The organism is Reichenbachiella sp. (genome assembly GCF_039941815.1).
Taxonomy (GTDB): Bacteria; Bacteroidota; Bacteroidia; order Cytophagales; family Cyclobacteriaceae; genus Reichenbachiella.
Genome location: NZ_JBDVDW010000032.1, coordinates 1 through 21,080, shown reverse-complemented (window position 1 = coordinate 21,080; position 21,080 = coordinate 1). Strand labels below are relative to the sequence as shown.

Genomic DNA, 21,080 nt, shown 5'->3' with positions numbered 1-21,080 from the left:
AGAAGATGAGCACATTCCCTTCACAGATTTTTAAACCTGAGATGCTAGATGGATATCTGGACAGGTTTGAGATTTTCGAGATGGACAATGGATCGAGCCTGTCATTCCAGGTACTACCTTTGGGGGCAATTCAGATTCTTTTTCAGTTGAGGCACTCCGTGTATCACAGTACGTCCTTCACAAATGGTTGGGAAAAACGACCCAAAGCTTTTCTTGCTGGCCCCTATAATCTAGGCTATTCCATGGCAGTTGACCCAGGAGTTAAGATTTTTTCATTGAAATTCTTACCAGGGCGCTATCAAAATTTTTTCCCTAACCCAATTGATCAATTCAAAAATTTAATAGTGCCTTTGGAAGATGTGTGGGGGCCATCGGGACAAATTTTGACCGACAAAGTTTTTAACGCGTCATGCCATAAGGAAAGGTGCAAAATTGTAGAGCAGTTTCTTGTGAGGAGATTTCTGGATTTGGAGTATTCACCAATAGAATTGGCCGTTCAATCATTGATTCGAGATAAAGGAATGGGTAGGGTGAAAAGATTGGCGGAGGTATCAAACCTTAGTCCTGCTCAATTCAGAAAAAGATTCACAAAAGAAATTGGACTATCGCCCAAAGAGTTTCAACGAATTATTCGAATCGGTGCAGTCCATAATCATTATTGCCAATTTCCAACTTTGTCACTTACACAATTGGCCTATACTTTTCGATACTATGATCAATCACACTTTATCCATGATTTTCGCTCAATCACAGGTCAATCACCTATGAATTATTACTCCTAGCGAGCGATTTTTACAATTCATTCATAATTAGAAGTGTTTTCTTAGCTCCAAAAAACTAAGAATTACATGGCACACAGAACAATTATTTTTCTCTCTGTATACTTATCTATCATCTTAAGTTCGATATCAATAGCTGCCCCTTTAGACTCTAGTCAGGTAGCGGAAAACGGACCAACAGAATTTGATTTTCTGATCGGTGAATGGAAAATCACTAACAAAATTTTAAAGCAAAGATTGAGTAATAGCGACGAATGGGTAGAATCTACAGCCTTAAGTCGCTGTTGGAAAATACTCGATGGCTTTGGGAATATTGACGAGTTGGAAATGGAGTCAAGAGAGGGAAAAATGTTTAAAGGCAACACCATTCGGATATATGACCCATCTCGAAATGAATGGACTCTTTATTGGGTGGATAACTGGAATCTCCATTTAGGGGTCACAAAGCAAACTACAGGGTCTTTTGAAAATGGCGTTGGGATTTTTTACGGACAAGAGGAATTTCAAGATAAAACGGTTCGACAGAAATTCACCTGGAAGAGCCTTGGAAATGACAAGGTATACTGGGATCAGTCATATTATGATGAAGAGAGTCAGCAGTGGGAGGTCAATTGGATTATGTATTTTGATAGAATAGAAGATTAATAAATTGAGAAGGTTTTTCTTAAAGCTTGCTTAAGCAATCCTTTCGGCCAAACAGTCTGCAATAGTCTTTAGTACCTCCTCCTTGTCTATGTCATTATGCGGTTCGTGTTTGATGCCATCCCATAGTTTATAGCTGACAGAGCCTTCTGATGCCATTGCGAAATCTGCTGAAGCCTTCGAAGAAGTTATATGATCTTCAGAGCCATGAAACATGAGCACTGGAATTCTGTTTTTATGAGCGTTTTCCAAAGCCCAGAGTCCTTCGCGATAGCACTCGGTGAAGAGACGGGTTGAAATCTTGTTATGCACGAGTGGGTCTTGCTTATAGGCCTGATTTACCTCATCGTCATTTGTTAAATCATTGATTTCTAGTTGATTGGATTGAGTCAAGGATGGCAGAATACGAGAAAATACTTTCGCTAATTTGGTTTGCCATGCTGGTGGTTCTACTGCAAGCTTCAGCCAAGGAGAGGAAATAATTGCACCTTTAATTTCATTGACGCTTTTTCGAAGGATATAATTGGTTACAATATTGCCTCCAAGACTATGTCCATATAAAAATATGGGGGTATCGTTATATTCTGCCCTGGCATACATCAGTAATTCCTCTACGTCATCGAGGAGCATTTCATGAGAAGGCGTATGTCCTCTTTTGCCTTCCGATTTACCATGACCTCTAAGGTCTGTTGCAAAAAGAGAAATTTTGTTTATGTTGAAATATTCAGCTACGTGCCGATATCTGCCGATATGCTCCCCTAGGCCATGAACCAGGCAGATAACCGCCTTAGGATTCTCGACAAGCCATTCCTGACCAGTTAAGGTAGTGCCGTCTTTTGCGGTAAGGTTGAAATTTTCTATTTCCTCCATGAAGAGCAGTTATTTTTTGTTGGTAAGATAGACACCCACTAATACAATCCCAATTCCGAGGATCTGATAAATATTGAGTACCTCACCATCCACAACACCCCAGCCAATGGCGACAATTGGGATCACATAGGTAACTGAGCTGGCAAAGATGGGAGAAGCCGTTTTGACCAATTTATTGAATATTACCAAAGCTAAAGCTGTCCCAATAATAGCCAGGGTAGAAACGTAAATCATCCCAGTGATAAACTCAGGTGCCATGGATATTTTGTCAGTAAATCTTGTAGCAAATAGTAGATAGACCAGACTTATTGGGCTCACCAGAGTGAAAGATATTGCTGTAATATGCAGGGAGCGAATCTCAGACAAATATTGCTTGATCAGGTTGACGCTTGTACCATACATCATTGTTGCTGCGATGACAAAGAGGGCATATAAATTGACACCCGAAAGATCGAAGTATGCCTCTCCCAGCATAATAAATGAGCAACCAAGAAAGCCGATGAAAATACCAAAAGCGTTAATCTTATTGATTTTTTGTTGAAAGAAAACCAATCCGATGAGTAACACAAATACCGGAGTTAGTGAGTTGATGACTCCGGTAATTGCACTTTCGAGCTGTGTTTGTGCGATGGCAAATAGGAGGGCCGGCAGAAGGCTCCCTACAAATCCAACAAGGAAAAGGGGGAGTAAATTTTTCCGTTCAATTTTCCTGACAATTGGTAGTGAGAAGGGTAGTAGACCTATAAATGCAATGAACATTCTGAGAGTGCCCACCTCGCCTGCTGTAAAAGACAACAAACTTTTTTTGATCAGAATAAAGGAGCTTCCCCAGATCAACGCCAATAAGATAAGTAATAGCCAGGAAAGCAATCCTGGAGACGATGGCCTTTCTTTCATTGACTCACTAGATTACCTGCATGGAAGACCTCTTCAATCTCATCGAGAATTTCAACAGTGTCTGCATAGGTGGGTGATTCTACCAGCCGTGCTCTATAAGGTTTGAATCCTGGTATACCTCTGAAATAATTCGTATAGTGACGGCGCATTTCGAAAATACCTTTTTTATCGCCCTTCCATTCTATTGAAAACTTAAGGTGACTTTTTACGGCTTTCATTCTCTCAGAGAGAGTAGGTGGAGCCAGCTCTTCACCAGTTTTGAAATAGTGTTTAATTTGATTGAAAATCCATGGGTTGCCAATCGCAGCTCGCCCAATCATGATACCATCTACACCATACTCCTCTTTATATAGTTTTGCTTTTTGTGGAGAGTCGATGTCTCCATTACCAAAAATAGGAATATGAATGTCTGGATGGTTTTTGACTTCGGCAATTGGATTCCAGTCCGCTTCACCTTTATACATCTGCTGCCTGGTACGTCCGTGAATGCTGAGCGCTTTTATGCCGACATCCTGTAATCTTTTGGCGACCTCCAATATTCTGATATTATCATGATCCCAACCCAATCTTGTTTTCACAGTCACCGGTTTGCTTACCCTATTCACGATTTCTTCCGTCATCTTCTGCATTTTGGGCAAGTCCAGCAAGATACCGGCTCCTGCCCCTTTGCAAGCTACTTTTTTTACCGGGCAGCCATAGTTTATATCTACAAGCTCTGGGTTGGCCTCCTCCGCTATAGCTGCGGCCTCTCTCATAGATTCAATTTTTTCTCCGAATATTTGAATACCTATTGGTCTTTCATAGTCATAAATATCCAGTTTTTGAATGCTTTTTGCGGCATCTCTAATTAGTGCTTCAGACGATATAAACTCGGTATACATCAAGTCCGCTCCATTTTCCTTACAAACAGCACGAAATGGTGGGTCACTCACGTCCTCCATGGGTGCCAGCAGCAAAGGGAAATCCCCTAATTCTATATTCCCTATTTGTACCATGTCATATTCTAAAGCTATTCAAGCACTACTTTTTGTTTATTCGGAATATCCGATCATTTTTGTTGCAAATTTAGTCCATTTATGACCAATTCACCACAAGGCCTACTAAACCCATTTTCCCATGTAATGGGAGCAGTGTTACTCTCGCTATTTAGTTTTGTTTTTGCGCCATTTTTGTTCTTGCCCTTGTATGCATCTTTGATCGATTCGAGTTTGGCTGAGATCATGCATCAGGTAATGAACAATGAGCCGACGATTGAAATACAGTTGGTTCTTGTCGCAGGCCAATTTTCCGTCGCATTTTGCAGCTTTATATTAATACCTGCTTGGTATATAAAACAGTATGGAGCTGATAAACTCACTGACTATTTTAACCCATCTACATTCAAGTCGAATGCTGCTCTACTTACTTTCGGGCTGACTTTTATGCTTATGGTGGTCAATAGCTTGTTGATCGAATGGAATATGAATTTTCAATTTCCTGATGCCGTAGCAGCCACTTTTGATCAAATGGAGGAGCAAGGAAGATTGATGACTGAATATCTTACAAATTTTAAGTCCCCGGCTTATTTTATCTGCGTGTTGCTAGTAGTCGCCGTAGTACCAGCGATTGGAGAAGAGTTACTTTTTCGAGGCCTGATTCAAAAGTATCTGGAGGGCAAATGGCGCAATCCTCATATGGCAATTTGGGTGACTGCGGTATTTTTTAGTGCCTTTCACCTTCAGTTTTACGGCTTTGTTCCGAGATTGGCACTGGGAGCTTTTTTCGGCTATCTTTTTTATTTCTCTCGCAATTTGTGGTATGCTTCGCTCGCTCATTTTATCAACAATGGCTTCACGCTTTTGATGATCTATCTTTTTCAGCTTGAAGTGATAAAATATGATATTGAAACTACAGAATCTATATCCCATTGGACAGCTCTTGCCTTTGCAATTATTGGCGCTATTCTGTTTGTATTGTTCAGAAAACAATTTCATATTACAGATAATTTAGAAAATGAGTAACTGGCAAAAAGTCTTTTCTGATAAGCATGAATATCGCGCTGATATCGTATTGGCTGTATTGAAGGATTCCGGACTGCAGCCTGTCATGGTAAACAAGAAGGATGCAGCCTATCAATTTGGCTACTTTGAAGTACTGGTTGCTCCTGATCACGTACTAAGAGCGATTAAGATAATAGAGAATGACATCAAGTTCGAGTAAATTTTCAGACCTTGCCAAACGTTTGGTAACTGGCCTAATCGGTGCCTTTGTCGTACTCTTTGCCATCGCCTTTCACGAATATGGTTTTTTCTGTGTTTTCTTGTTTCTATGTATTCTCACCCAACTAGAATTTTACAAACTTATTATAGCCAATGGTATTGTGCCGCTCAGAACTTTCGGAACAATCATGGGTGTCATTCTATTCACAATGATCTATCTGGTAGAGAAAGGCACAATTAGTTTTGATTCTTTTTTCATGATTTTACCTTTTAGTTCCTGTATTTTTTTTATCAAGCTGTATAAAAAAGATGAGAAGAAGCCATTCACTAATATTGCTTTTACTTTTCTAGGAATCATCTATGTGGCATTGCCATTTTCGCTACTGAGTGTCGCAGCATTTATATTGGACCGATACAGTTATCAAATAATAATCGGGATATTTTTGATCCTTTGGGCCAGCGATACAGGCGCATATTTTGCAGGCATTCAATTTGGAAAGAGAAAACTTTTTGAGCGAGTCTCACCAAAAAAATCGTGGGAAGGTAGTGTAGGAGGAGCCATACTTTCGATGGGATTTGCGGTAGGAGTGTCTTATTTTTTTACTGACCTGGCGCTGTGGCATTGGGTTGCAATATCAGTCATTACTATCATTGCCGGTACTTACGGTGACCTGGTAGAATCTCTATTTAAAAGAAGTATGGACATTAAAGATTCAGGCAAAAAACTGCCAGGGCATGGCGGCTTCCTGGATCGATTTGACGGATTATTATTATCGATTCCATTCATCATTATTTTCTTAAAGTTTTTTGTTCAGGAATGATCGAATATTAAGCGTATTTCCTGTTTTGACAGGATGAATGTGTAATTTTGCGTACCTAAAAATGACAACACACAAACAGTAAAAATGGGATACATAGAACCTGCTCCAATTAAGGATAAAGAAAATCCTTTTGAGTCAATGATGTCGAGATTTCACATCGCGGCACAAGCACTAGGTCTTGACGACGAAATTTACAATGTTCTAAAGTCTCCATACAAGCAGGCCATCGTTTCGTTGCCTGTTACCATGGACGACGGCTCAATCAAAGTATTTGAAGGATACCGAGTGATTCACTCTAACATACTAGGGCCATCTAAAGGTGGTGTAAGATATGATCTGGGTGTCAACTTGGACGAAGTAAAGGCTTTGGCGGCTTGGATGACCTGGAAATGCGCTGTAGTGGATATACCATACGGTGGAGCTAAAGGTGGAATTTGCTGTAACCCAAGAGAAATGTCTGCTGGAGAAGTTGAAAGACTGACAAGAGCTTATACGCAAAACATGCATGAAATTTTCGGTCCGGATAAAGATATACCTGCACCGGATATGGGTACAGGGCCAAGAGAAATGGCCTGGATGATGGATGAGTATTCGCGTGCACAAGGAATGACCGTCAACGCTGTTGTTACAGGTAAGCCAATTGTATTGGGTGGCTCGTTAGGTCGTACGGAGGCCACAGGTAGAGGAGTAATGATTTCTGCGCTAGCGGCAATGGAGAAGATGAAAATCAATCCATTCAATGCTAAATGCGCAATTCAAGGTTTTGGAAATGTAGGCTCTTGGGCTGGTAAACTACTCGAAGAAAGAGGAGTAAGTGTAGTGGCTGTCAGTGACATCTCCGGCGCATACTACAATGATGGTGGCATCAATATGTCAGAAGCTATCGAGTTTAGAAATAACAACAATGGACAGCTGGAAGGATTTCCAGGTGCAGAAAAAATAGACCCAGACGAACTTCTCCTGTTAGAAGTAGATGTACTGATTCCTGCGGCAAAAGAAGATGTGATCACATTTGACAATGCCGGAAAAATCAAAGCTAAGCTGATCGTAGAAGGAGCCAATGGCCCAACTTCCGCAAGAGCAGATGCTATTTTACAAGAAAACGATGTACTCGCAGTTCCGGATATTTTGGCGAATGCTGGTGGTGTAACAGTTTCATATTTCGAATGGGTACAAAACAGACTAGGATACAAGTGGACCAGAGAAAGAGTCAACCGTAGATCAGACCGGATCATGAAGACATCTTTTAATAAGGTGTACGCAATATCTCAGGAATATAAAGTATCATTGAGGATAGCCGCATATATCGTGGCTATCGAAAAGGTATCTACAACATATAAATACAGAGGAGGATTTTAAGGATCCTCCATTTCTCATAATTATGACCATTCACAAAGAAGGATACAAAATTCTCTTCGTGCTACTGTGCGTGTTAGCCCTCGCCAACTATGCCGTTAGGTATTATCTACCGACGAGCGAAATGGCACATCAATTCGCCCTTATTGCAAGTTTGATTGTCTATTTATTGGTTCTACAGTTTTTTAGAAACCCAAAAATACAAATAGACATCAACGAAAATTTGGTATTGGCACCAGCCGACGGAAAGGTAGTGGTGATAGAAAACACAGAAGAGTCTGAGTATTTTAAAACGGAAAGAAAGCAAATCTCCATTTTCATGTCACCGCTGAATGTGCATGTATGCCGGACTCCGGTGGCAGGATTGGTTAAATTTTTTGAATACCATGCCGGAAAATACCTGGTGGCTTGGCATCCTAAGTCAAGCACAGAAAATGAGCGTACCACAATGGTAGTAGAAACCGCTAACGGTGTGGAAATTCTTGTGCGACAAATAGCAGGCGCTGTGGCGAGAAGAATAAAATGGTACGTCTCTGCAAATCAAAAAATACAGCAGGGGCAAGAGTATGGGTTTATCAAATTTGGTTCTCGACTTGATGTGTTCCTACCAGTAGATACTGACGTTAATGTCAACATCGGTGATATTACGAAAGGTGGCAGAACTGTGATTGCTACTTTGAGATAATTACGAAAGATTTTTCAACACCACCACTTCTCTTTCAGTCAGGTTTCGCCATTTACCTTTAGGTAGCTCTTTCTTGGTGAGTTGACCGTACATGGTTCTGTCAAGTTTGACTACCTCATATTCGAAGTGTTCGAATATCCTCCTTACAATCCTATTTTTTCCGACATGAATTTGGACTCCGATAGACTTTTTATCTTCAGATAAGATGACAATCTCGTCAATCTTAACAGGGCCATCATCAAGCGTAATGCCTTTAGCTATTTCTTGAAAGTGGAATGCCGTCAGTGGCTTATCTAACTCTACCTGGTAGATCTTTTTTATTTTATATGATGGATGAGTTAGTTTTTGTGAGAGATCACCGTCATTGGTGAAAAGCAGTAGGCCTGTAGTATTTCTATCCAATCTTCCTACTGGATAAATTCGAGCTTCAGTGGATCCTTTTATGAGCTGCATGACCGTCTTCCTCTTCTCCGGATCATCCATGGTCGTGATGTAATCCTTAGGCTTGTTAAGTAAAATATAAGCGTAATTCTGTGGTTTGATCACTTTGCCATTAAACTTCACCACATCATCAAATTCCACTTTGGTGCCCAATTCGGTGACCAGCTTGTCGTTAATTTTGATTTTACCTTCTGCTATCAGCACATCTGCATCTCTTCTGGAGCATATTCCAGCATTGGAGATAAACTTATTTAGCCGAGCTGGATATGCAAGCGTTTCGGGCTGTTCTGCTGGTTTGTTTTGGCTTTTGGGGTTTGTTCTCTTTCGCATGGTGTTCTTAATTCCTGCAAAAGTATCGAAAAGGGAGGAATCACTAACGCGCTATTTACTCTTTCTCTTCACCTATCTCGTTTTCCTTCTGCTCGAAATCCTTTAGAGTAGGTAACTCACTCAAGTCATTGATCCCAAAGTAATCGATAAAGTTTGGGCTTGTTCCATAGATAATTGGGCGCCCTACGGCCTCAGACTTGCCTTTTATTTCGATTAGTTCTTTCTCCAGAAGTTTCTGAACGGCATAGTCACAATTGACCCCACGTATTTGTTCCATCTCACCCTTGGTGATAGGTTGTCTATAGGCAATGATCGATAGGGTTTCCAGTGATGAATTTGATAACCTTTTCTTAGATTGTTGTTTTAGAAGAATGCCAATACTCGCCTGGTAAGCTGGTTTGGTTAGGAATTGAAACCCTCCGCCACTGAGCACAGGTTCAAACGAGTATTCATCATTTTTGTATTTTTCTTGCAGTTTGGCGATTGCATCATGAATATCTGTCAGTGGCACTTCTGCTTCGAACATTTCTGAAAGACAATCTTTGATTTCATTATCTGTGATAGGCTTTTGCGAACAAAAAACCAGTGCCTCGATATGATTCGCCAGATAATCCAATTAGTTGCTTTGCTTCAATTTAGAATCAATCGATAGCGTAGTGTGTGGTACAGCTCTTAGGCGTTCTTTGCTGATTAGTTTACCACTTTCTTTACAGATACCATATGTGCCGTTTTTGATTCTGATCAAGGCATTTTCAAGATTGGTGATGAACTTTTGTTGTCTTGCGGCCAGCTGATTAAGGCTTTCCTTTTCTGCCGTATCAGCACCATCTTCCAGTGTTTTTACGTTACCAAAAGTACTATCAGTTCCTGAATCACCACTTCTTGTGAGGGACTCTTTGATATACTTCAACTCACTTTTTGCTTTTTCAAGTTTTCCGATGATCAGCTCCTCAAATTCAGCTAGCTCTTCCTGGGAATATCTTGTTTTCTCTCCGTTGCTCATACTTTTAGCATTTTAATCCAAGAATATTTTGCGCAATCTAACTCAACGTGGTTAAAAACAAAAGGAAAAAATGTAGTCGCTCAAAATATTTACTTAAGCACCATTTGGTTAGATTAGCTAATGATAATAAAACACTCTTAAACGATGAAAAAGTGTAAAATATTTTTCCTGGCCATTACTTTTTTTACTCTTTGCTCTCTTCAACTTCATGCACAGAATATCAAATCTGTTGAAGGACCGAGTCTGGTTATTCATGGAGGAGCGGGAACTATTCTGAAAGAAAATTTGACACCCGAATTGGAACAGGCCTATCATAGCAAGTTGAAACAGGCCTTGGAGACTGGATATGAAATTCTTGAAAAGGGAGGTTCGTCTGAAGAAGCTGTTATTGCTGCAATTCTAGTCATGGAAGATTCTCCGCTGTTTAATGCAGGAAAAGGGGCTGTGTTTACAAATGAAGGGACCAATGAAATGGATGCTTCTATTATGAACGGAGGAGACGGGTCCGCAGGAGCTGTTGCCGGTATAAAGACAGTAAAGAACCCCATTTTGGCTGCTCAAGCGGTAAAGAACAACTCAGAGCATGTGATGTTGTCAGGGGAAGGAGCTGAGTTGTTTGCCAGAGATCGAGGCTTGGAATTAGTAGATCCATCCTATTTTTATACCGAGCGAAGAAAAGAGCAGCTTGAAAAGTTAAAAAAAGCAGAACAGTCTAATGAGGAAGGCCGCATCCAAAGATGGAAGGATTGGAAGTATGGAACTGTTGGTGCTGTGGCCCTAGATAAGCAAGGAAACATATGTGCTGCCACTTCTACAGGTGGAATGACGAATAAAAAATATGGTCGAATAGGCGATGCCCCGGTGATTGGAGCAGGCACTTTCGCAAATAGAATATGTGGAGTTTCAGCTACCGGTCATGGCGAGTATTTCATTAGGAGCGTAGTCGCATATGATATTGCTGCTCGGATGGAATATCAAAATAAGTCACTTGCGGAAGCTAGTTATGGAGTGGTAATGAAAAAGCTAAAACTACTTGGCGGTGGCGGTGGAGTCATAGCACTTGATTCTAAAGGCAACATTTCAATGATATTTAATACTTCGGGTATGTATCGCGGCTACATGCAGAAAGGAAAAGAAGCAAAAACATTAATTTTCAAAATGGCAGATGGATGAGTAATCTAAGCATCTAAAATTCGCTAAGACTTGATCTGCAACTCAAAGTTGAATAAATCGAATTTCAGTCTGTCAAGCAAATAGTGAGGATAGAATCTAATCAATCCACCACTCAGGCTTATCTCTTACCAAATATCCTCTTGGAGGTGGAGTTGCGAGAGTACAATCAAAACACTCCGGAGGAGGAAGTGCATCGCATCCAGCACGCATCCATTCGGGGTACGGGATTGCAAAATCAAGCATTTCGGGCGAGAATATCCACCGATACACATTTTGATTTGCAACTTGAAAAAATCCGATTACCGGCGAGTTGTGACCGACCGGGTAGAGGTTGCTGGAGGTGTTGAAAGGCGGTGGAGCAAACAATTCAGACTGCTGCTCTTGGGCTTGGATATCATCATAAAACTGATAGAAATCCTTCGAAACTGAATACTGACTTATCAATAACGATATCCCTTCGGGAAGCCATTGATGGCCTACGTCAAAAAACAAAAGTTCATAATCTAGTTCTTCCTGGACATTATCAACGAGTGTAATTTGTGAGTGATCATAGACAGTAGTCATCCAACATTTACGGACAGGAGAAGAATTGTCTTGGTTGCTTAAAGCAAGGTATCCGTATGTCGTTGTAAAATCCCAGACATAATGACTTTCTTCTGGTGCCCTAGCACTTGGGTCTAGTTTATATCTTAATGATAACCCATCTACATTTGCGATAGTCGTTTCATCTTCAAGAAGTTGTGGTCTGACGGTCTGTTGAGTGATTATCTCACCAGCAGGAATTGCAGCTGGGACTGATTCGAATCCAGATTCATACTGTCTACCATCACCAAGTACAATTTGCAATTGATACATGCGATCTTGTTGGACACTAAAGTCGTCATTCATCAGTGCATAGACTCCAGGTCTTAGATTTGTGCTCAAGTCCGTGTAGTCCCAACAATTGCCTAAATCATCATATAATTTCACTTCAGCATACAATACGGGTTGATCTTGCACATTAATTACAGGAGATGACATTTTCAATCTAATCTCAAAATTGCGTGCATCCATTGGTAAAAAGATGGCATCATTGTATGAAATATCAGTGATGAACCCTTCTACGACTAGAGCCTGTTCCTCATCGTCACTTTCAAAACTAAAATTTTCCACACAGCTGAAAAACACCAACTGGATTGACAGAAATATCGATAGGGTAAATCTCATTAAAAGTGTATTCGGTAAAGTGAAATAGAATTTGAGTTAAATAAAATAGGTGCTAATTCAGCCGACATGACGATTTCTTGTTTGATGATCAGAATGATTCTCAAAACCGACTGATTGATGTTGCCCTTATAGTAATAATCAATCATTCTATCTCCAAAATATGTGAAAACACATTGTCTGAATTATTTAAATCAAGCCATCCATTCGTGTTCCAGGAAAGCACATAATCACCGTCATTTACATTATTTGGCTCACCATTTCTCCAGTAGGTATATTCAACAGTTTCACCAGTGACCCATTCAAACTCTCCTTCTGTATTTGAGTCATGAAGGCCAATCCATGCAGTGCCATTACTTAGGATATTTAGAATAAACTGATTTTCTTCTTCAGATGTAATTGTGACAAGATGGCCGTGTTGATTGGCTAGATCGTTAGCGTCTAACCAAGAAGTACGGCTATTGGAAGTGTAGTAATAATGCTCATTAAACTTACCAATATATTTATATCCAACAATGTTCAAATCTCTGCTACAGTCGCATTCAACCGTACCGCCTGAGACCTCACGTACGCCATCAAAGTACGAGAACCCAATTGAGTTTAGTCCCACAAGATCATAGCACCTCATGGAGTCCAGCCATTGCGTGTATTGAGCCTGGGTTTTACACCCAATGAATTCGTAAGTTCTGATATCTTGACCGTCCTCATGAGTATATTGACATTTTGGCTGGACGTCATCATATGAGGAATAGTCATTGGTTTCAAATCGTTCACAAAATTTATTTCCCAGCTCATTCGAGAACTCCTCATTTGAATCTTCGGTCGAATCAAGACAGGAAACTAATAATCCGAATACGAGATAATATATGTTTTTCATGTTTGGGTACATGATTCAAAAATAAGTAATTCCCATTCTTTTGACACTTAGGTTGTACTATTTTTAGAAGAATCAGCGGTATTAATACATAGACGGTTTGAGATGCCGCAAGAAAAAGATTTTTTCATTGAATTAACCAAATAAAATGTTGTAGCATGAGAATAATCTGCTGTGAGTCCGAGAGGTACTATGTGGCCCAACCGTCTCGATCCAAGCTCCTATATTGTATGGCTTCGGCCAGGTGCTCAATCTGTATTTCATCTTTGCCTGAGAGGTCAGCAATGGTTCTAGCTACTTTCAGTATCCGATCATAAGCTCGGGCAGACAGTCCCAATTTTTCCATAGCAGTCTTAAGCAGATTTTTTCCAGCCTGGTTTATCTCGCATATTGACTTTACCATCTGAGAATTCATCATGGCGTTATTGAATATTTCGGGCTGATCCTTAAACCTGTCTTGTTGAACCATTCTAGCGGCAATGACTCGCGCTCTGATGACCTCACTACTTTCTGTTTTTCTGTCTTCAGTAAGTTGGGCAAAAGATACTGGAGTCACCTCTACATGTAAATCAATCCGATCCAATAACGGGCCACTTACTCTATTGAGGTATTTTTGAACTACACCTGGAGCACACACACACTCTTTTTCAGGATGATTATAATACCCGCAAGGGCAAGGATTCATGCTAGCGATCAACATAAAATTGGCCGGGAATTCGATTGATACTTTAGCTCGGGCTATAGTGACCTTTCTCTCTTCCAACGGCTGTCTCATCACCTCGAGAACTGTTCTTTTAAACTCAGGGAGTTCATCCAAAAATAGTACACCATTGTTGGCAAGAGAAATTTCTCCAGGCTGAGGATTTCCTCCTCCACCGACAAGAGCCACATCACTAATCGTGTGATGAGGTGAGCGAAATGGTCTGGTGGCTACCAGTGAAGAATCCTCCTTCAGCTGACCAGCCACAGAGTATATTTTAGTCGTTTCTAATGATTCTTGAAGAGAGAGCGGTGGTAGTATTGATGGTAGCCGTTTGGCCAGCATAGTTTTGCCAGCACCGGGAGGCCCAATCATGATTACGTTGTGCCCACCTGCAGCAGCAATTTCCAACGAGCGTTTGATGTTTTCTTGCCCCTGTACATTTGCAAAATCAGCAGCATACTGATTGATATTGACTTCAAATACATCTCTGGTATCGTAGTCAATCATCGGTATTTTTTTACGATTGGTTAGATGATCGATCGCTTCTTTGATATTTTGTACACCGATGATTTCTAGATTGTCAACAATGGCGGCCTCTGAAGCATTTTCTTTTGGTAATATAAAAGTTTTGAATCCTCTCTTTCGTGCTTCAATAGCTATAGGTAAGGCGCCTCGAATAGGCCGAATGTCGCCGTCCAATGAAAGTTCGCCCATGATAATTGATTGATCCAGCCCTTCCAGCTGTTCCTGACCGGATGCGCTGAGAATGCCCAATGCTATGGGTAGGTCATAGGAAGAGCCTTCTTTTTTAATATCCGCAGGCGCCAAATTTACAATTACCTTTTGTCTAGGCATAAAGTAGCCGTTTTGTTTGAGTGCTGACTCTACTCTATGTTCACTCTCTTTAACAGCAGAGTCAGGTAATCCGACCATATAAAATTTGGTTCCTGATATTACATTGGCCTCAATTGTAATAATATGTGCATCCACTCCGTAAACCGCACTTCCGAAGGTTTTGATTAGCATTTAGATATGTTTGGTAGGTATTGATTGATTTAGACTACTCTTCTTTGGGTGCTTGAGGTAGTTCTGATGTGCTTGCGGGGGACGGCTCAAACTTCGATTCAGTTTCCCGTTCATTAGATTTATCATAGAGCTTGGCTTTAAGATCTACAATCTCACTTTCCAACGCCTTAATTTTACTTCTCTTAGAAATAAGATGAATGTTTTCTACAATTATTTCTGTAATGAACAAAATGGAACCAACTGCTCCCATTTGCAACACTAATCGTATCAATCCAGTCCAGGTGCTGATCCAATCCCAGTCCCAGTGCAAAACGATTTTTTCATAATAAAACGCAATGAAAGCTGAAAAGGCGAAGTATAAGATATACAGGCCATAGAAAATAGTTTTGAATTTTTTCATGCGTCTAAATGTTCTAAATCTCGTAGCTGGTCAAATTGGAAGCATAAATTTTTCTACTTTTAAAAAGTCCAATGCTTCCAGAAGACTAATTTAAATATTAAATTAATTTTAATCTATCAATGCCAACTATTCCTTCATACCCTAACTGAAATATTGTCTCTAGAATGGGTATTGAGGCAGTCTAAAAGCCAATTAACTTAAACTTATAAGGAAAACAGAGCGCAATATTTTATATTGCACATTGAGAAAAATTATATCCTTTTTGGTTGATTCAACCAAAGGTGAGGTGTCAGCAGCCGTACCTTTTATGAACTACCAATCATAAACGTAACAGCAGCATGAAAGAGATTAACACGTTAGTCGACCTGGTTACCCATGGTCTAAAAAGTAATTACGACGTAATAAACCTTACTGGTGACGTCGAAAACCCTGGAAAAGAGCAAATGCTCTACAACGGTGTCCTCCAAGGTGAATATCCAACAGATGAAAGTGCGGCAGAGGGCATGTATGGCTCTGATATCTATGATCAGCGCTTCAGAATGCTCAAATCTAGATTACGTCATAAACTTTATGACTTATTGTATCACATGGACTTTGACGATCCGTCGTTTAGTCATAGCATAAAAGTAGATCTGGAGTGCAAAGAATACATCCATAAAGCGCATATTTTGTTTCAACTAGGGCAGTATGCTATAGCTGAGAAGCAACTAAATAAGTGTATCACCTTGGCAGAAGAGAATCAAATCACCTCTGCTCTTTTGGCTGCATTAGAGCTCAAAAGTGATATTCTTTCGCATGATTGTAAGCCTACGGATTTTGAGATTGTTGTGAGTAGAATTGCTGAATTGAGAAAACTGGATCTTGAAGAAAAGAGTATTCAAGATGTTTTCTTAAAAATGAGAATGTTGATGTCAAAATCCATTCATTCTAGAAATACCTGTCATGAACATTTGGAGTCAGCTATCGCGAGAGCAGAAAAATCCTGGAAGTCGACACAATCTGTCAACATTTTTTTAGTCTTATATCAGCTCAATGCCTGGTTGCATTTGCTCAATCAAGACTTTGACGGTCTGCATAAACTATGCAAGGAATCAACCAAAACCATTCAAAAATCTAAAGTAGATGAAAACAGGTTTGACATGGGCTATAATAGTTATATGATGACCAGAGCTCTACTTGCAGCTGAGAAATATAAAGAAGGTTACGAAGAAGCTCTGGCAGGGTTCAGTCACATGGACAGGTCCACCGAGCGATGGTTTGATCACTCCGAGACTTACTTTCTTTTGGCTATGCACAATCAAGATTACAAACTGGCCAGGACTATTTTGGACGACGTATTAGGAAATCCTAATTTTTCCAGAGCGCAGGAAAGTACAATTGGAAGGTGGAAAATATTTAGAGCGTATCTGAATTTTACAAAGCCAAATGTGAACATGCTAAAGAGAGTCAGGTTCTCAGATGTTTATGATATGGCAGCTTACTATTACATAGAGTCAAAAGGATACTATATGACTTTGCCACTGCTGGAGTTCATTCACCAAATCAATAAAGAAAGAATGGATACTGCGGCACTTAAATTGGAAGAAGCGGAAAACTACTTTTTCAAAAATTTGAATGAGCCCGGTAAAAACCCGAGAGAAAAGCAATTTTATAAAATGCTCAAAGCGCTGAAAACCGCTGAATACGATGTAAATAAAACTAGAGCCAAAAGCGAAAAGTACCTCGAACGCTTGGTCGAGAAACAGGCGCATGCTCCGTTCTCAGACTTCGAGATTATTCCATATGAGCACTTATGGGAAATGATGTTGGAAGCTCTGGCTAATTTGAAGAAGTAAGGTTTTTTTCAAAATATCTACACATCAGAGAAATTTCGCATTGACTGCACTTTGGCTTTCTGGCTAGGCAAATATATCTGCCGTGCAAGATGAGCCAATGGTGCGCTTGCGGAATATGCTCTTCAGGAATATATTTGATTAGCTGCTTTTCTACTTCCAATGGAGTTTTTGCCGACTGAGTCACCAGACCGAGACGCTTGGATACACGGAAAACATGCGTGTCCACAGCCATAGTTGGTTGATTGAAAATTACAGATGCAATCACGTTAGCCGTTTTTCTTCCGACACCTGGTAGTTTTTGAAGATCGTTGAGGTCTGAAGGTACTTCAGAATTGAAATCTTCGACCAGCATTTTGGCCATGCCTAATAAATGTTTGGTTTTATTATTGGGATAGGAGATAGTTCTAATGTATGGAAAAAGCTCATCAAAATTGGACGCAGCCATGGCCTCTGGAGTAGGAAAAGACTCAAAGATGGCTGGGGTGACCATATTCACCCGTTTGTCCGTGCACTGAGCACTAAGTGCCACTGCCACTATGAGCTGGAATGGGTTTTCGTAATGGAGTTCGGTTTCAGCCTCAGGATTGTTGCGGCTGAAATAGTCAATAAAAAACTGATATCGATCCTTTTTGTTCATAATTCGAATGTACAAAAAGAAGCGACTAATTTTACTTTCTATTGAAATTCCTTAGTTAGGAACCAGACTGATAGTTAGTTGAAAAATTAAATATTTTGTCAATAGTAAATTCAGCGGGGTCAAAAATAAGTCCGTCAAGAATAGAGCTGTCAAGTTTAAGATTGAAAAACTTGGCTTCTAATTCTGAATCGCAAACTATTGCGTTCTCGATATCCGTTTTTTCGTTGTCCTGGAACTCTCCGTAGATGTAGCGAAGAAGGTCATTTTCGGTAAAAGTTGTGATCATAGGCGATGTTCAATTTTTGCATTTTCTTACGCAAATTGATCAAGGCATATCTCATCCTACCTAGTGCTGTATTGATACTGACGTCAGTGGACTCTGCAATGTCTTGAAAACTCATTTGCATATAGTGTCTCATTATTAAAACTTCTTTCTGTACTTCAGGTAATTCCTGAACAAGTTTTTTCAACAACGCATTAGTATCTTGTTTGATTTGAACGGACTCCGCAGAGTCCTCAGAAAATGCGAGCGTATTGAACACTCCACTTCCATCTTCCATTACAATCGTTGGGTATCGTTTGTCCTTTCTGAAAAAGTCTATCGCCAGGTTGTGCGCAATTCGCAATACCCAGGGAAGGAATTTGCCTTCTTCATTATACTTACCCGACTTAACTGTCTTTATGACCTTGATAAATGTCTCCTGAAGCAAATCCTCAGCAACATATTTATCTTTTACAATCAGGTAAATAGTAGTAAAAACACGAGACTTATGCCGAGCCACCAACTCTTCAAAGGCCTCTTCGCTACCATTTTTGTAATGTGATACTAATAAGCTGTCACTAACACCAAATTTATTCATCTGTATAACACTTTTGTTTAACGTAGTCGTCTAAACCATATTGTCGTGTTTGGTTAAAGAATTGAGTTTCAAAGAAAGGCAGCGCAGAAAGTAACTTTGTTGCCTACATCTGATCCTTTTAAAATCTTATGAAAGTTCTATTTTATATAAGTATATTTCTATAAAATTCGATCAATGTAGGAGTACTTTCGATTAATAAGACAATAATGGAACTGTAATACCCCTAATTGAGTTTATATCAAAAATCTAAAAAATACTATGAAAGCAATTTGGAACGGTCAGGTTTTGGCCGAAAGTGATGATACACTTGTAGTCGAAAACAACCATTATTTCCCTGCTTCTTCTATTAATAAGGAGTATTTCAAGCCAAGCGACACCAATACTACTTGTCCATGGAAAGGGGTAGCGAGCTATTATACTGTGGAGGTCAATGGCGAAAGCAACGCAGATGCTGCATGGTATTACCCGTCAGCATCAGATTTGGCTAAAAACATTGAAGGTTATGTTGCCTTTTGGAAAGGTGTCGAAGTGACAAAGTAGATCCAGGGTTTTATAAATACTTTTATGACAGAGTGTGCATACGGCTGTCTATCTTTGTGCCTTCACAAATGATATTATAGCCGTGTCCACATTCTCAGCTTTAGGAATTTCAAAACCTTTGATCAAGGGATTAAATGAATTAGGAATAAAAACGCCTTCTGAAATTCAGGAAAAAGCCATCCCCATCTTAGTCAACGGAGAAACCGATTTTGTCGGACAGGCCCAGACCGGTACAGGAAAAACGGCTGCGTTTGGTTTGCCGTTACTTGAACATATCGATCCTAAACAAGAACATATTCAGGCATTAGTGCTTGCCCCTACTCGAGAACTTTGTCAGCAGATTGCGAAGCAACTTTTTAAGTTTACAAAATATTCTGAAAAAGTATTTACCGAAGCAGTATTTGGTGGGGCGAGAATAGAAGAGCAGATAAGTCGTCTTCGTAGACCCACCCAAGTCCTTGTGGCCACGCCTGGCAGGCTGGTTGATCTCCTACAGCGTAAGGCCGTGTCTTTAGATCATGTACACATTGTTGTACTTGATGAGGCGGACGAAATGCTCAGCATGGGTTTTAAGCAGGATCTGAATAAGATTCTGGACCATACGGCAACCAAAAGCAATAAGTGGCTTTTTTCTGCCACCATGCCAGAGGGGGTCAAGAAAATGATTCAGACCTATCTATCGCAAAAGGCCGCCCGTGTAGAGTTGAAAAAGAAGGGAGCCAATGAAAATATCGAATATCAGTTCGTAATATCAGATCCAAAAGATAAAGTGAAGGTTCTGCTTTCATTTTTGCAAGCGCAGGGTGCTAATCGAGGACTCATTTTTTGCAATACCAAAGCAGCTACTAATACATTGAGTAAGCAGCTGCAATCAAAAAATATTGCTGCTGGCGCTCTTGAAGGAGATATGAAACAGAAGGAGCGCGATAAAGTAATGAGAGCCTTCAAAAATGAAAGTTTACAGATTTTGGTTTCGACGGATGTAGCTGCCAGAGGAATCGACGTCAAAGGCTTGTCATATGTGGTGCACTATCAGGTGCCAGAGCATTTGGAATATTTTACCCACCGAAGTGGAAGAACCGGTAGAGCAGGTGCCAATGGATTGTCTTTGTGCTTGATATCGGAGGCAGAAATTAATCGAATTAGGTTTTATGAACAGAGCCTAAAAATAAAGATGACCCGTATTAAGGATTGACAAATAAGGACGCAAAATATTGGGTAGATCAGCTAAGCCTTGAGCTACACCCCGAAGGGGGATATTATAAGGAAACATATCGTTCCAACGAGCAATTATTTATAGGCGGAACTGAATCGAAACGTAATATATCAACGGGGATATATTTTTTATTGACTCATGATACATTTTCTGCATTTCATAGAATCAAATCAGACGAAATGTGGCACTCCTATTCAGGAGATCCCCTGGAGATTTTTGTTTTTCAACCCGATGGAGATTTAAAAATTGTCCAACTCGGTCTTGACTTTTCAGCAGGTCAGGTACCGCAGGCAGTCGTTCCTGCCAATTGTTGGTTCGCTTCTCGGGTTAAGAGAAACGGAAGATTCAGTTTGGTGGGATGCACCGTGGCTCCTGGATTTGATTTTGAAGATTTCGAAATGGCTGACCGCCACAAACTGCAGACTGAATATCCACAACATACTGCATTAATTGAATCCTTGACCAGAGTTTAACCTGGATTATGCATTAGGAATCGTGATGAAAGCATAAAGAAAGAGGCACTTATATTGAAGAGGCATAGCACCGCTATGGTGATTCAATAAATATATGTTAAGTGTCTATTTCAAAGTG

General features: G+C 40.2%; 25 protein-coding genes. 12 read left to right on the top strand and 13 right to left on the bottom strand.

The features are described 5' to 3' along the window. Nucleotides 1-5: 5 nt before the first annotated feature. Both ABJF11_RS07370 and ABJF11_RS07365 read left to right on the top strand, forming a co-directional pair. The gene (locus tag ABJF11_RS07370) at nucleotides 6-782 is read left to right on the top strand and encodes a helix-turn-helix domain-containing protein (protein ID WP_348119119.1); all 777 of its coding nucleotides are present in this window, start codon (nucleotides 6-8) and stop codon (nucleotides 780-782) included. A gap of 66 nt (nucleotides 783-848) precedes the next feature. After that, on the top strand, nucleotides 849-1,424 hold the full coding sequence (locus tag ABJF11_RS07365; protein ID WP_348119118.1) for a hypothetical protein: 576 nt from the start codon (nucleotides 849-851) through the stop codon (nucleotides 1,422-1,424). Nucleotides 1,425-1,454: 30 nt separating this feature from the next. On the opposite strand, the gene ABJF11_RS07360 is transcribed toward ABJF11_RS07365, so the two are convergent. The 3 genes from ABJF11_RS07360 to dusB are packed head-to-tail and all read right to left on the bottom strand — an operon-like array spanning nucleotide 1,455 to nucleotide 4,183. Beyond that, entirely contained in the window at nucleotides 1,455-2,291 is an 837-nt protein-coding gene (locus tag ABJF11_RS07360) for a lysophospholipase (RefSeq protein WP_348119117.1), read from the bottom strand. A gap of 9 nt (nucleotides 2,292-2,300) precedes the next feature. Continuing rightward, nucleotides 2,301-3,188, bottom strand: a complete 888-nt coding sequence (locus tag ABJF11_RS07355) for a DMT family transporter (protein ID WP_348119116.1) — start codon at nucleotides 3,186-3,188, stop codon at nucleotides 2,301-2,303. After that, nucleotides 3,185-4,183 (bottom strand): tRNA dihydrouridine synthase DusB, encoded by a 999-nt coding sequence (gene dusB, locus ABJF11_RS07350; protein ID WP_348119114.1) that lies wholly within the window; start codon nucleotides 4,181-4,183, stop codon nucleotides 3,185-3,187. Before dusB ends, ABJF11_RS07355 begins: the two co-directional genes overlap by 4 nt. Before the next feature lie 81 nt (nucleotides 4,184-4,264). Between dusB and ABJF11_RS07345 the strand changes: the two genes are divergently transcribed. From ABJF11_RS07345 to ABJF11_RS07325, 5 genes are all read left to right on the top strand, one after another. Next, nucleotides 4,265-5,188, top strand: coding sequence for a CPBP family intramembrane glutamic endopeptidase (locus ABJF11_RS07345; protein WP_348119113.1), 924 nt, complete (start codon nucleotides 4,265-4,267; stop codon nucleotides 5,186-5,188). Further along, the gene (locus ABJF11_RS07340; protein WP_348119111.1) at nucleotides 5,181-5,387 is read left to right on the top strand and encodes a hypothetical protein; all 207 of its coding nucleotides are present in this window, start codon (nucleotides 5,181-5,183) and stop codon (nucleotides 5,385-5,387) included. Before ABJF11_RS07345 ends, ABJF11_RS07340 begins: the two co-directional genes overlap by 8 nt. Continuing rightward, the gene (locus ABJF11_RS07335; protein ID WP_348119110.1) at nucleotides 5,368-6,207 is read left to right on the top strand and encodes a phosphatidate cytidylyltransferase; all 840 of its coding nucleotides are present in this window, start codon (nucleotides 5,368-5,370) and stop codon (nucleotides 6,205-6,207) included. The genes ABJF11_RS07340 and ABJF11_RS07335 overlap by 20 nt, the downstream gene beginning before the upstream one ends. Before the next feature lie 84 nt (nucleotides 6,208-6,291). Continuing rightward, nucleotides 6,292-7,566, top strand: a complete 1,275-nt coding sequence (locus ABJF11_RS07330; protein WP_348119109.1) for a Glu/Leu/Phe/Val dehydrogenase — start codon at nucleotides 6,292-6,294, stop codon at nucleotides 7,564-7,566. A 22-nt stretch (nucleotides 7,567-7,588) separates the two neighbouring features. Continuing rightward, complete coding sequence (locus ABJF11_RS07325) at nucleotides 7,589-8,248, top strand: phosphatidylserine decarboxylase family protein (protein ID WP_348119107.1); 660 nt, start codon at nucleotides 7,589-7,591, stop codon at nucleotides 8,246-8,248. Here the strand turns inward: ABJF11_RS07325 and ABJF11_RS07320 are convergent, their stop codons facing one another. The 3 genes from ABJF11_RS07320 to ABJF11_RS07310 are packed head-to-tail and all read right to left on the bottom strand — an operon-like array spanning nucleotide 8,249 to nucleotide 10,022. Then, a complete protein-coding gene (locus tag ABJF11_RS07320) occupies nucleotides 8,249-9,019 on the bottom strand; it encodes a pseudouridine synthase (RefSeq protein WP_348119106.1) in 771 nt (256 codons plus the stop codon). Nucleotides 9,020-9,074: 55 nt separating this feature from the next. Next, entirely contained in the window at nucleotides 9,075-9,635 is a 561-nt protein-coding gene (scpB, locus tag ABJF11_RS07315; RefSeq protein ID WP_348119105.1) for an SMC-Scp complex subunit ScpB, read from the bottom strand. After that, nucleotides 9,636-10,022 (bottom strand): TraR/DksA C4-type zinc finger protein, encoded by a 387-nt coding sequence (locus tag ABJF11_RS07310; RefSeq protein WP_348119103.1) that lies wholly within the window; start codon nucleotides 10,020-10,022, stop codon nucleotides 9,636-9,638. It lies immediately after the preceding gene. Between the two features lie 144 nt (nucleotides 10,023-10,166). Between ABJF11_RS07310 and ABJF11_RS07305 the strand changes: the two genes are divergently transcribed. Further along, the gene (locus ABJF11_RS07305) at nucleotides 10,167-11,195 is read left to right on the top strand and encodes an isoaspartyl peptidase/L-asparaginase (protein WP_348119102.1); all 1,029 of its coding nucleotides are present in this window, start codon (nucleotides 10,167-10,169) and stop codon (nucleotides 11,193-11,195) included. A gap of 96 nt (nucleotides 11,196-11,291) precedes the next feature. Here ABJF11_RS07305 and ABJF11_RS07300 read toward each other — a convergent pair whose 3' ends face one another. The 4 genes from ABJF11_RS07300 to ABJF11_RS07285 all read right to left on the bottom strand — a co-directional run bounded on the left by ABJF11_RS07300 (nucleotide 11,292) and on the right by ABJF11_RS07285 (nucleotide 15,401). Then, nucleotides 11,292-12,401, bottom strand: a complete 1,110-nt coding sequence (locus ABJF11_RS07300; RefSeq protein WP_348119100.1) for a DUF4249 domain-containing protein — start codon at nucleotides 12,399-12,401, stop codon at nucleotides 11,292-11,294. A 142-nt stretch (nucleotides 12,402-12,543) separates the two neighbouring features. Then, complete coding sequence (locus tag ABJF11_RS07295) at nucleotides 12,544-13,275, bottom strand: C-type lectin domain-containing protein (protein ID WP_348119099.1); 732 nt, start codon at nucleotides 13,273-13,275, stop codon at nucleotides 12,544-12,546. A 187-nt stretch (nucleotides 13,276-13,462) separates the two neighbouring features. Further along, a complete protein-coding gene (locus tag ABJF11_RS07290) occupies nucleotides 13,463-15,001 on the bottom strand; it encodes a YifB family Mg chelatase-like AAA ATPase (RefSeq protein ID WP_348119097.1) in 1,539 nt (512 codons plus the stop codon). A 34-nt stretch (nucleotides 15,002-15,035) separates the two neighbouring features. Beyond that, nucleotides 15,036-15,401 carry a hypothetical protein gene (locus tag ABJF11_RS07285; RefSeq protein ID WP_348119096.1) on the bottom strand — a complete coding sequence of 122 codons (366 nt, stop codon included), beginning with the start codon at nucleotides 15,399-15,401 and terminating at the stop codon, nucleotides 15,036-15,038. A gap of 338 nt (nucleotides 15,402-15,739) precedes the next feature. On the opposite strand from ABJF11_RS07285, the gene ABJF11_RS07280 reads away from it, so the two are divergent. Next, on the top strand, nucleotides 15,740-17,236 hold the full coding sequence (locus ABJF11_RS07280) for a hypothetical protein (RefSeq protein WP_348119095.1): 1,497 nt from the start codon (nucleotides 15,740-15,742) through the stop codon (nucleotides 17,234-17,236). Here the strand turns inward: ABJF11_RS07280 and nth are convergent. Genes nth through ABJF11_RS07265 form a run of 3 tightly spaced genes read right to left on the bottom strand, consistent with a single transcriptional unit; the run spans nucleotide 17,220 to nucleotide 18,733 of the window. Then, a complete protein-coding gene (gene nth / locus ABJF11_RS07275; protein WP_348119094.1) occupies nucleotides 17,220-17,873 on the bottom strand; it encodes an endonuclease III in 654 nt (217 codons plus the stop codon). The genes ABJF11_RS07280 and nth overlap by 17 nt on opposite strands. A 55-nt stretch (nucleotides 17,874-17,928) precedes the next feature. Then, on the bottom strand, nucleotides 17,929-18,159 hold the full coding sequence (locus tag ABJF11_RS07270; RefSeq protein ID WP_348119093.1) for a hypothetical protein: 231 nt from the start codon (nucleotides 18,157-18,159) through the stop codon (nucleotides 17,929-17,931). Next, nucleotides 18,134-18,733 (bottom strand): sigma-70 family RNA polymerase sigma factor, encoded by a 600-nt coding sequence (locus ABJF11_RS07265; protein WP_348119092.1) that lies wholly within the window; start codon nucleotides 18,731-18,733, stop codon nucleotides 18,134-18,136. Before ABJF11_RS07265 ends, ABJF11_RS07270 begins: the two co-directional genes overlap by 26 nt. Before the next feature lie 258 nt (nucleotides 18,734-18,991). On the opposite strand from ABJF11_RS07265, the gene ABJF11_RS07260 reads away from it, so the two are divergent. The 3 genes from ABJF11_RS07260 to ABJF11_RS07250 all read left to right on the top strand — a co-directional run bounded on the left by ABJF11_RS07260 (nucleotide 18,992) and on the right by ABJF11_RS07250 (nucleotide 20,962). Further along, complete coding sequence (locus ABJF11_RS07260) at nucleotides 18,992-19,273, top strand: DUF427 domain-containing protein (RefSeq protein ID WP_348119089.1); 282 nt, start codon at nucleotides 18,992-18,994, stop codon at nucleotides 19,271-19,273. An 82-nt stretch (nucleotides 19,274-19,355) separates the two neighbouring features. Continuing rightward, a complete protein-coding gene (locus ABJF11_RS07255; RefSeq protein WP_348119087.1) occupies nucleotides 19,356-20,468 on the top strand; it encodes a DEAD/DEAH box helicase in 1,113 nt (370 codons plus the stop codon). Beyond that, nucleotides 20,465-20,962, top strand: coding sequence for a cupin domain-containing protein (locus tag ABJF11_RS07250; protein ID WP_348119085.1), 498 nt, complete (start codon nucleotides 20,465-20,467; stop codon nucleotides 20,960-20,962). The genes ABJF11_RS07255 and ABJF11_RS07250 overlap by 4 nt, the downstream gene beginning before the upstream one ends. The last annotated feature ends 118 nt before the right edge of the window (nucleotides 20,963-21,080 follow it).

Excerpts from the sequence above, each read along its gene's own strand:
- ABJF11_RS07355 (WP_348119116.1), bottom strand. The coding sequence starts at position 3,188 with ATGAAAGAAAGGCCATCGTCTCCAGGATTGCTTTCCTGGCTATTACTT.
- ABJF11_RS07325 (WP_348119107.1), top strand. The coding sequence starts at position 7,589 with ATGACCATTCACAAAGAAGGATACAAAATTCTCTTCGTGCTACTGTGC.
- dusB (WP_348119114.1), bottom strand. The coding sequence starts at position 4,183 with ATGGTACAAATAGGGAATATAGAATTAGGGGATTTCCCTTTGCTGCTG.
- ABJF11_RS07320 (WP_348119106.1), bottom strand. The coding sequence starts at position 9,019 with ATGCGAAAGAGAACAAACCCCAAAAGCCAAAACAAACCAGCAGAACAG.
- ABJF11_RS07300 (WP_348119100.1), bottom strand. The coding sequence starts at position 12,401 with ATGAGATTTACCCTATCGATATTTCTGTCAATCCAGTTGGTGTTTTTC.
- ABJF11_RS07365 (WP_348119118.1), top strand. The coding sequence starts at position 849 with ATGGCACACAGAACAATTATTTTTCTCTCTGTATACTTATCTATCATC.
- ABJF11_RS07335 (WP_348119110.1), top strand. The coding sequence starts at position 5,368 with ATGACATCAAGTTCGAGTAAATTTTCAGACCTTGCCAAACGTTTGGTA.
- ABJF11_RS07305 (WP_348119102.1), top strand. The coding sequence starts at position 10,167 with ATGAAAAAGTGTAAAATATTTTTCCTGGCCATTACTTTTTTTACTCTT.
- ABJF11_RS07290 (WP_348119097.1), bottom strand. The coding sequence starts at position 15,001 with ATGCTAATCAAAACCTTCGGAAGTGCGGTTTACGGAGTGGATGCACAT.
- ABJF11_RS07260 (WP_348119089.1), top strand. The coding sequence starts at position 18,992 with ATGAAAGCAATTTGGAACGGTCAGGTTTTGGCCGAAAGTGATGATACA.
- ABJF11_RS07265 (WP_348119092.1), bottom strand. The coding sequence starts at position 18,733 with ATGAATAAATTTGGTGTTAGTGACAGCTTATTAGTATCACATTACAAA.
- ABJF11_RS07295 (WP_348119099.1), bottom strand. The coding sequence starts at position 13,275 with ATGAAAAACATATATTATCTCGTATTCGGATTATTAGTTTCCTGTCTT.
- ABJF11_RS07345 (WP_348119113.1), top strand. The coding sequence starts at position 4,265 with ATGACCAATTCACCACAAGGCCTACTAAACCCATTTTCCCATGTAATG.
- ABJF11_RS07330 (WP_348119109.1), top strand. The coding sequence starts at position 6,292 with ATGGGATACATAGAACCTGCTCCAATTAAGGATAAAGAAAATCCTTTT.
- ABJF11_RS07280 (WP_348119095.1), top strand. The coding sequence starts at position 15,740 with ATGAAAGAGATTAACACGTTAGTCGACCTGGTTACCCATGGTCTAAAA.
- ABJF11_RS07370 (WP_348119119.1), top strand. The coding sequence starts at position 6 with ATGAGCACATTCCCTTCACAGATTTTTAAACCTGAGATGCTAGATGGA.
- ABJF11_RS07285 (WP_348119096.1), bottom strand. The coding sequence starts at position 15,401 with ATGAAAAAATTCAAAACTATTTTCTATGGCCTGTATATCTTATACTTC.
- ABJF11_RS07360 (WP_348119117.1), bottom strand. The coding sequence starts at position 2,291 with ATGGAGGAAATAGAAAATTTCAACCTTACCGCAAAAGACGGCACTACC.
- nth (WP_348119094.1), bottom strand. The coding sequence starts at position 17,873 with ATGAACAAAAAGGATCGATATCAGTTTTTTATTGACTATTTCAGCCGC.
- ABJF11_RS07310 (WP_348119103.1), bottom strand. The coding sequence starts at position 10,022 with ATGAGCAACGGAGAGAAAACAAGATATTCCCAGGAAGAGCTAGCTGAA.
- ABJF11_RS07340 (WP_348119111.1), top strand. The coding sequence starts at position 5,181 with ATGAGTAACTGGCAAAAAGTCTTTTCTGATAAGCATGAATATCGCGCT.
- ABJF11_RS07270 (WP_348119093.1), bottom strand. The coding sequence starts at position 18,159 with ATGATCACAACTTTTACCGAAAATGACCTTCTTCGCTACATCTACGGA.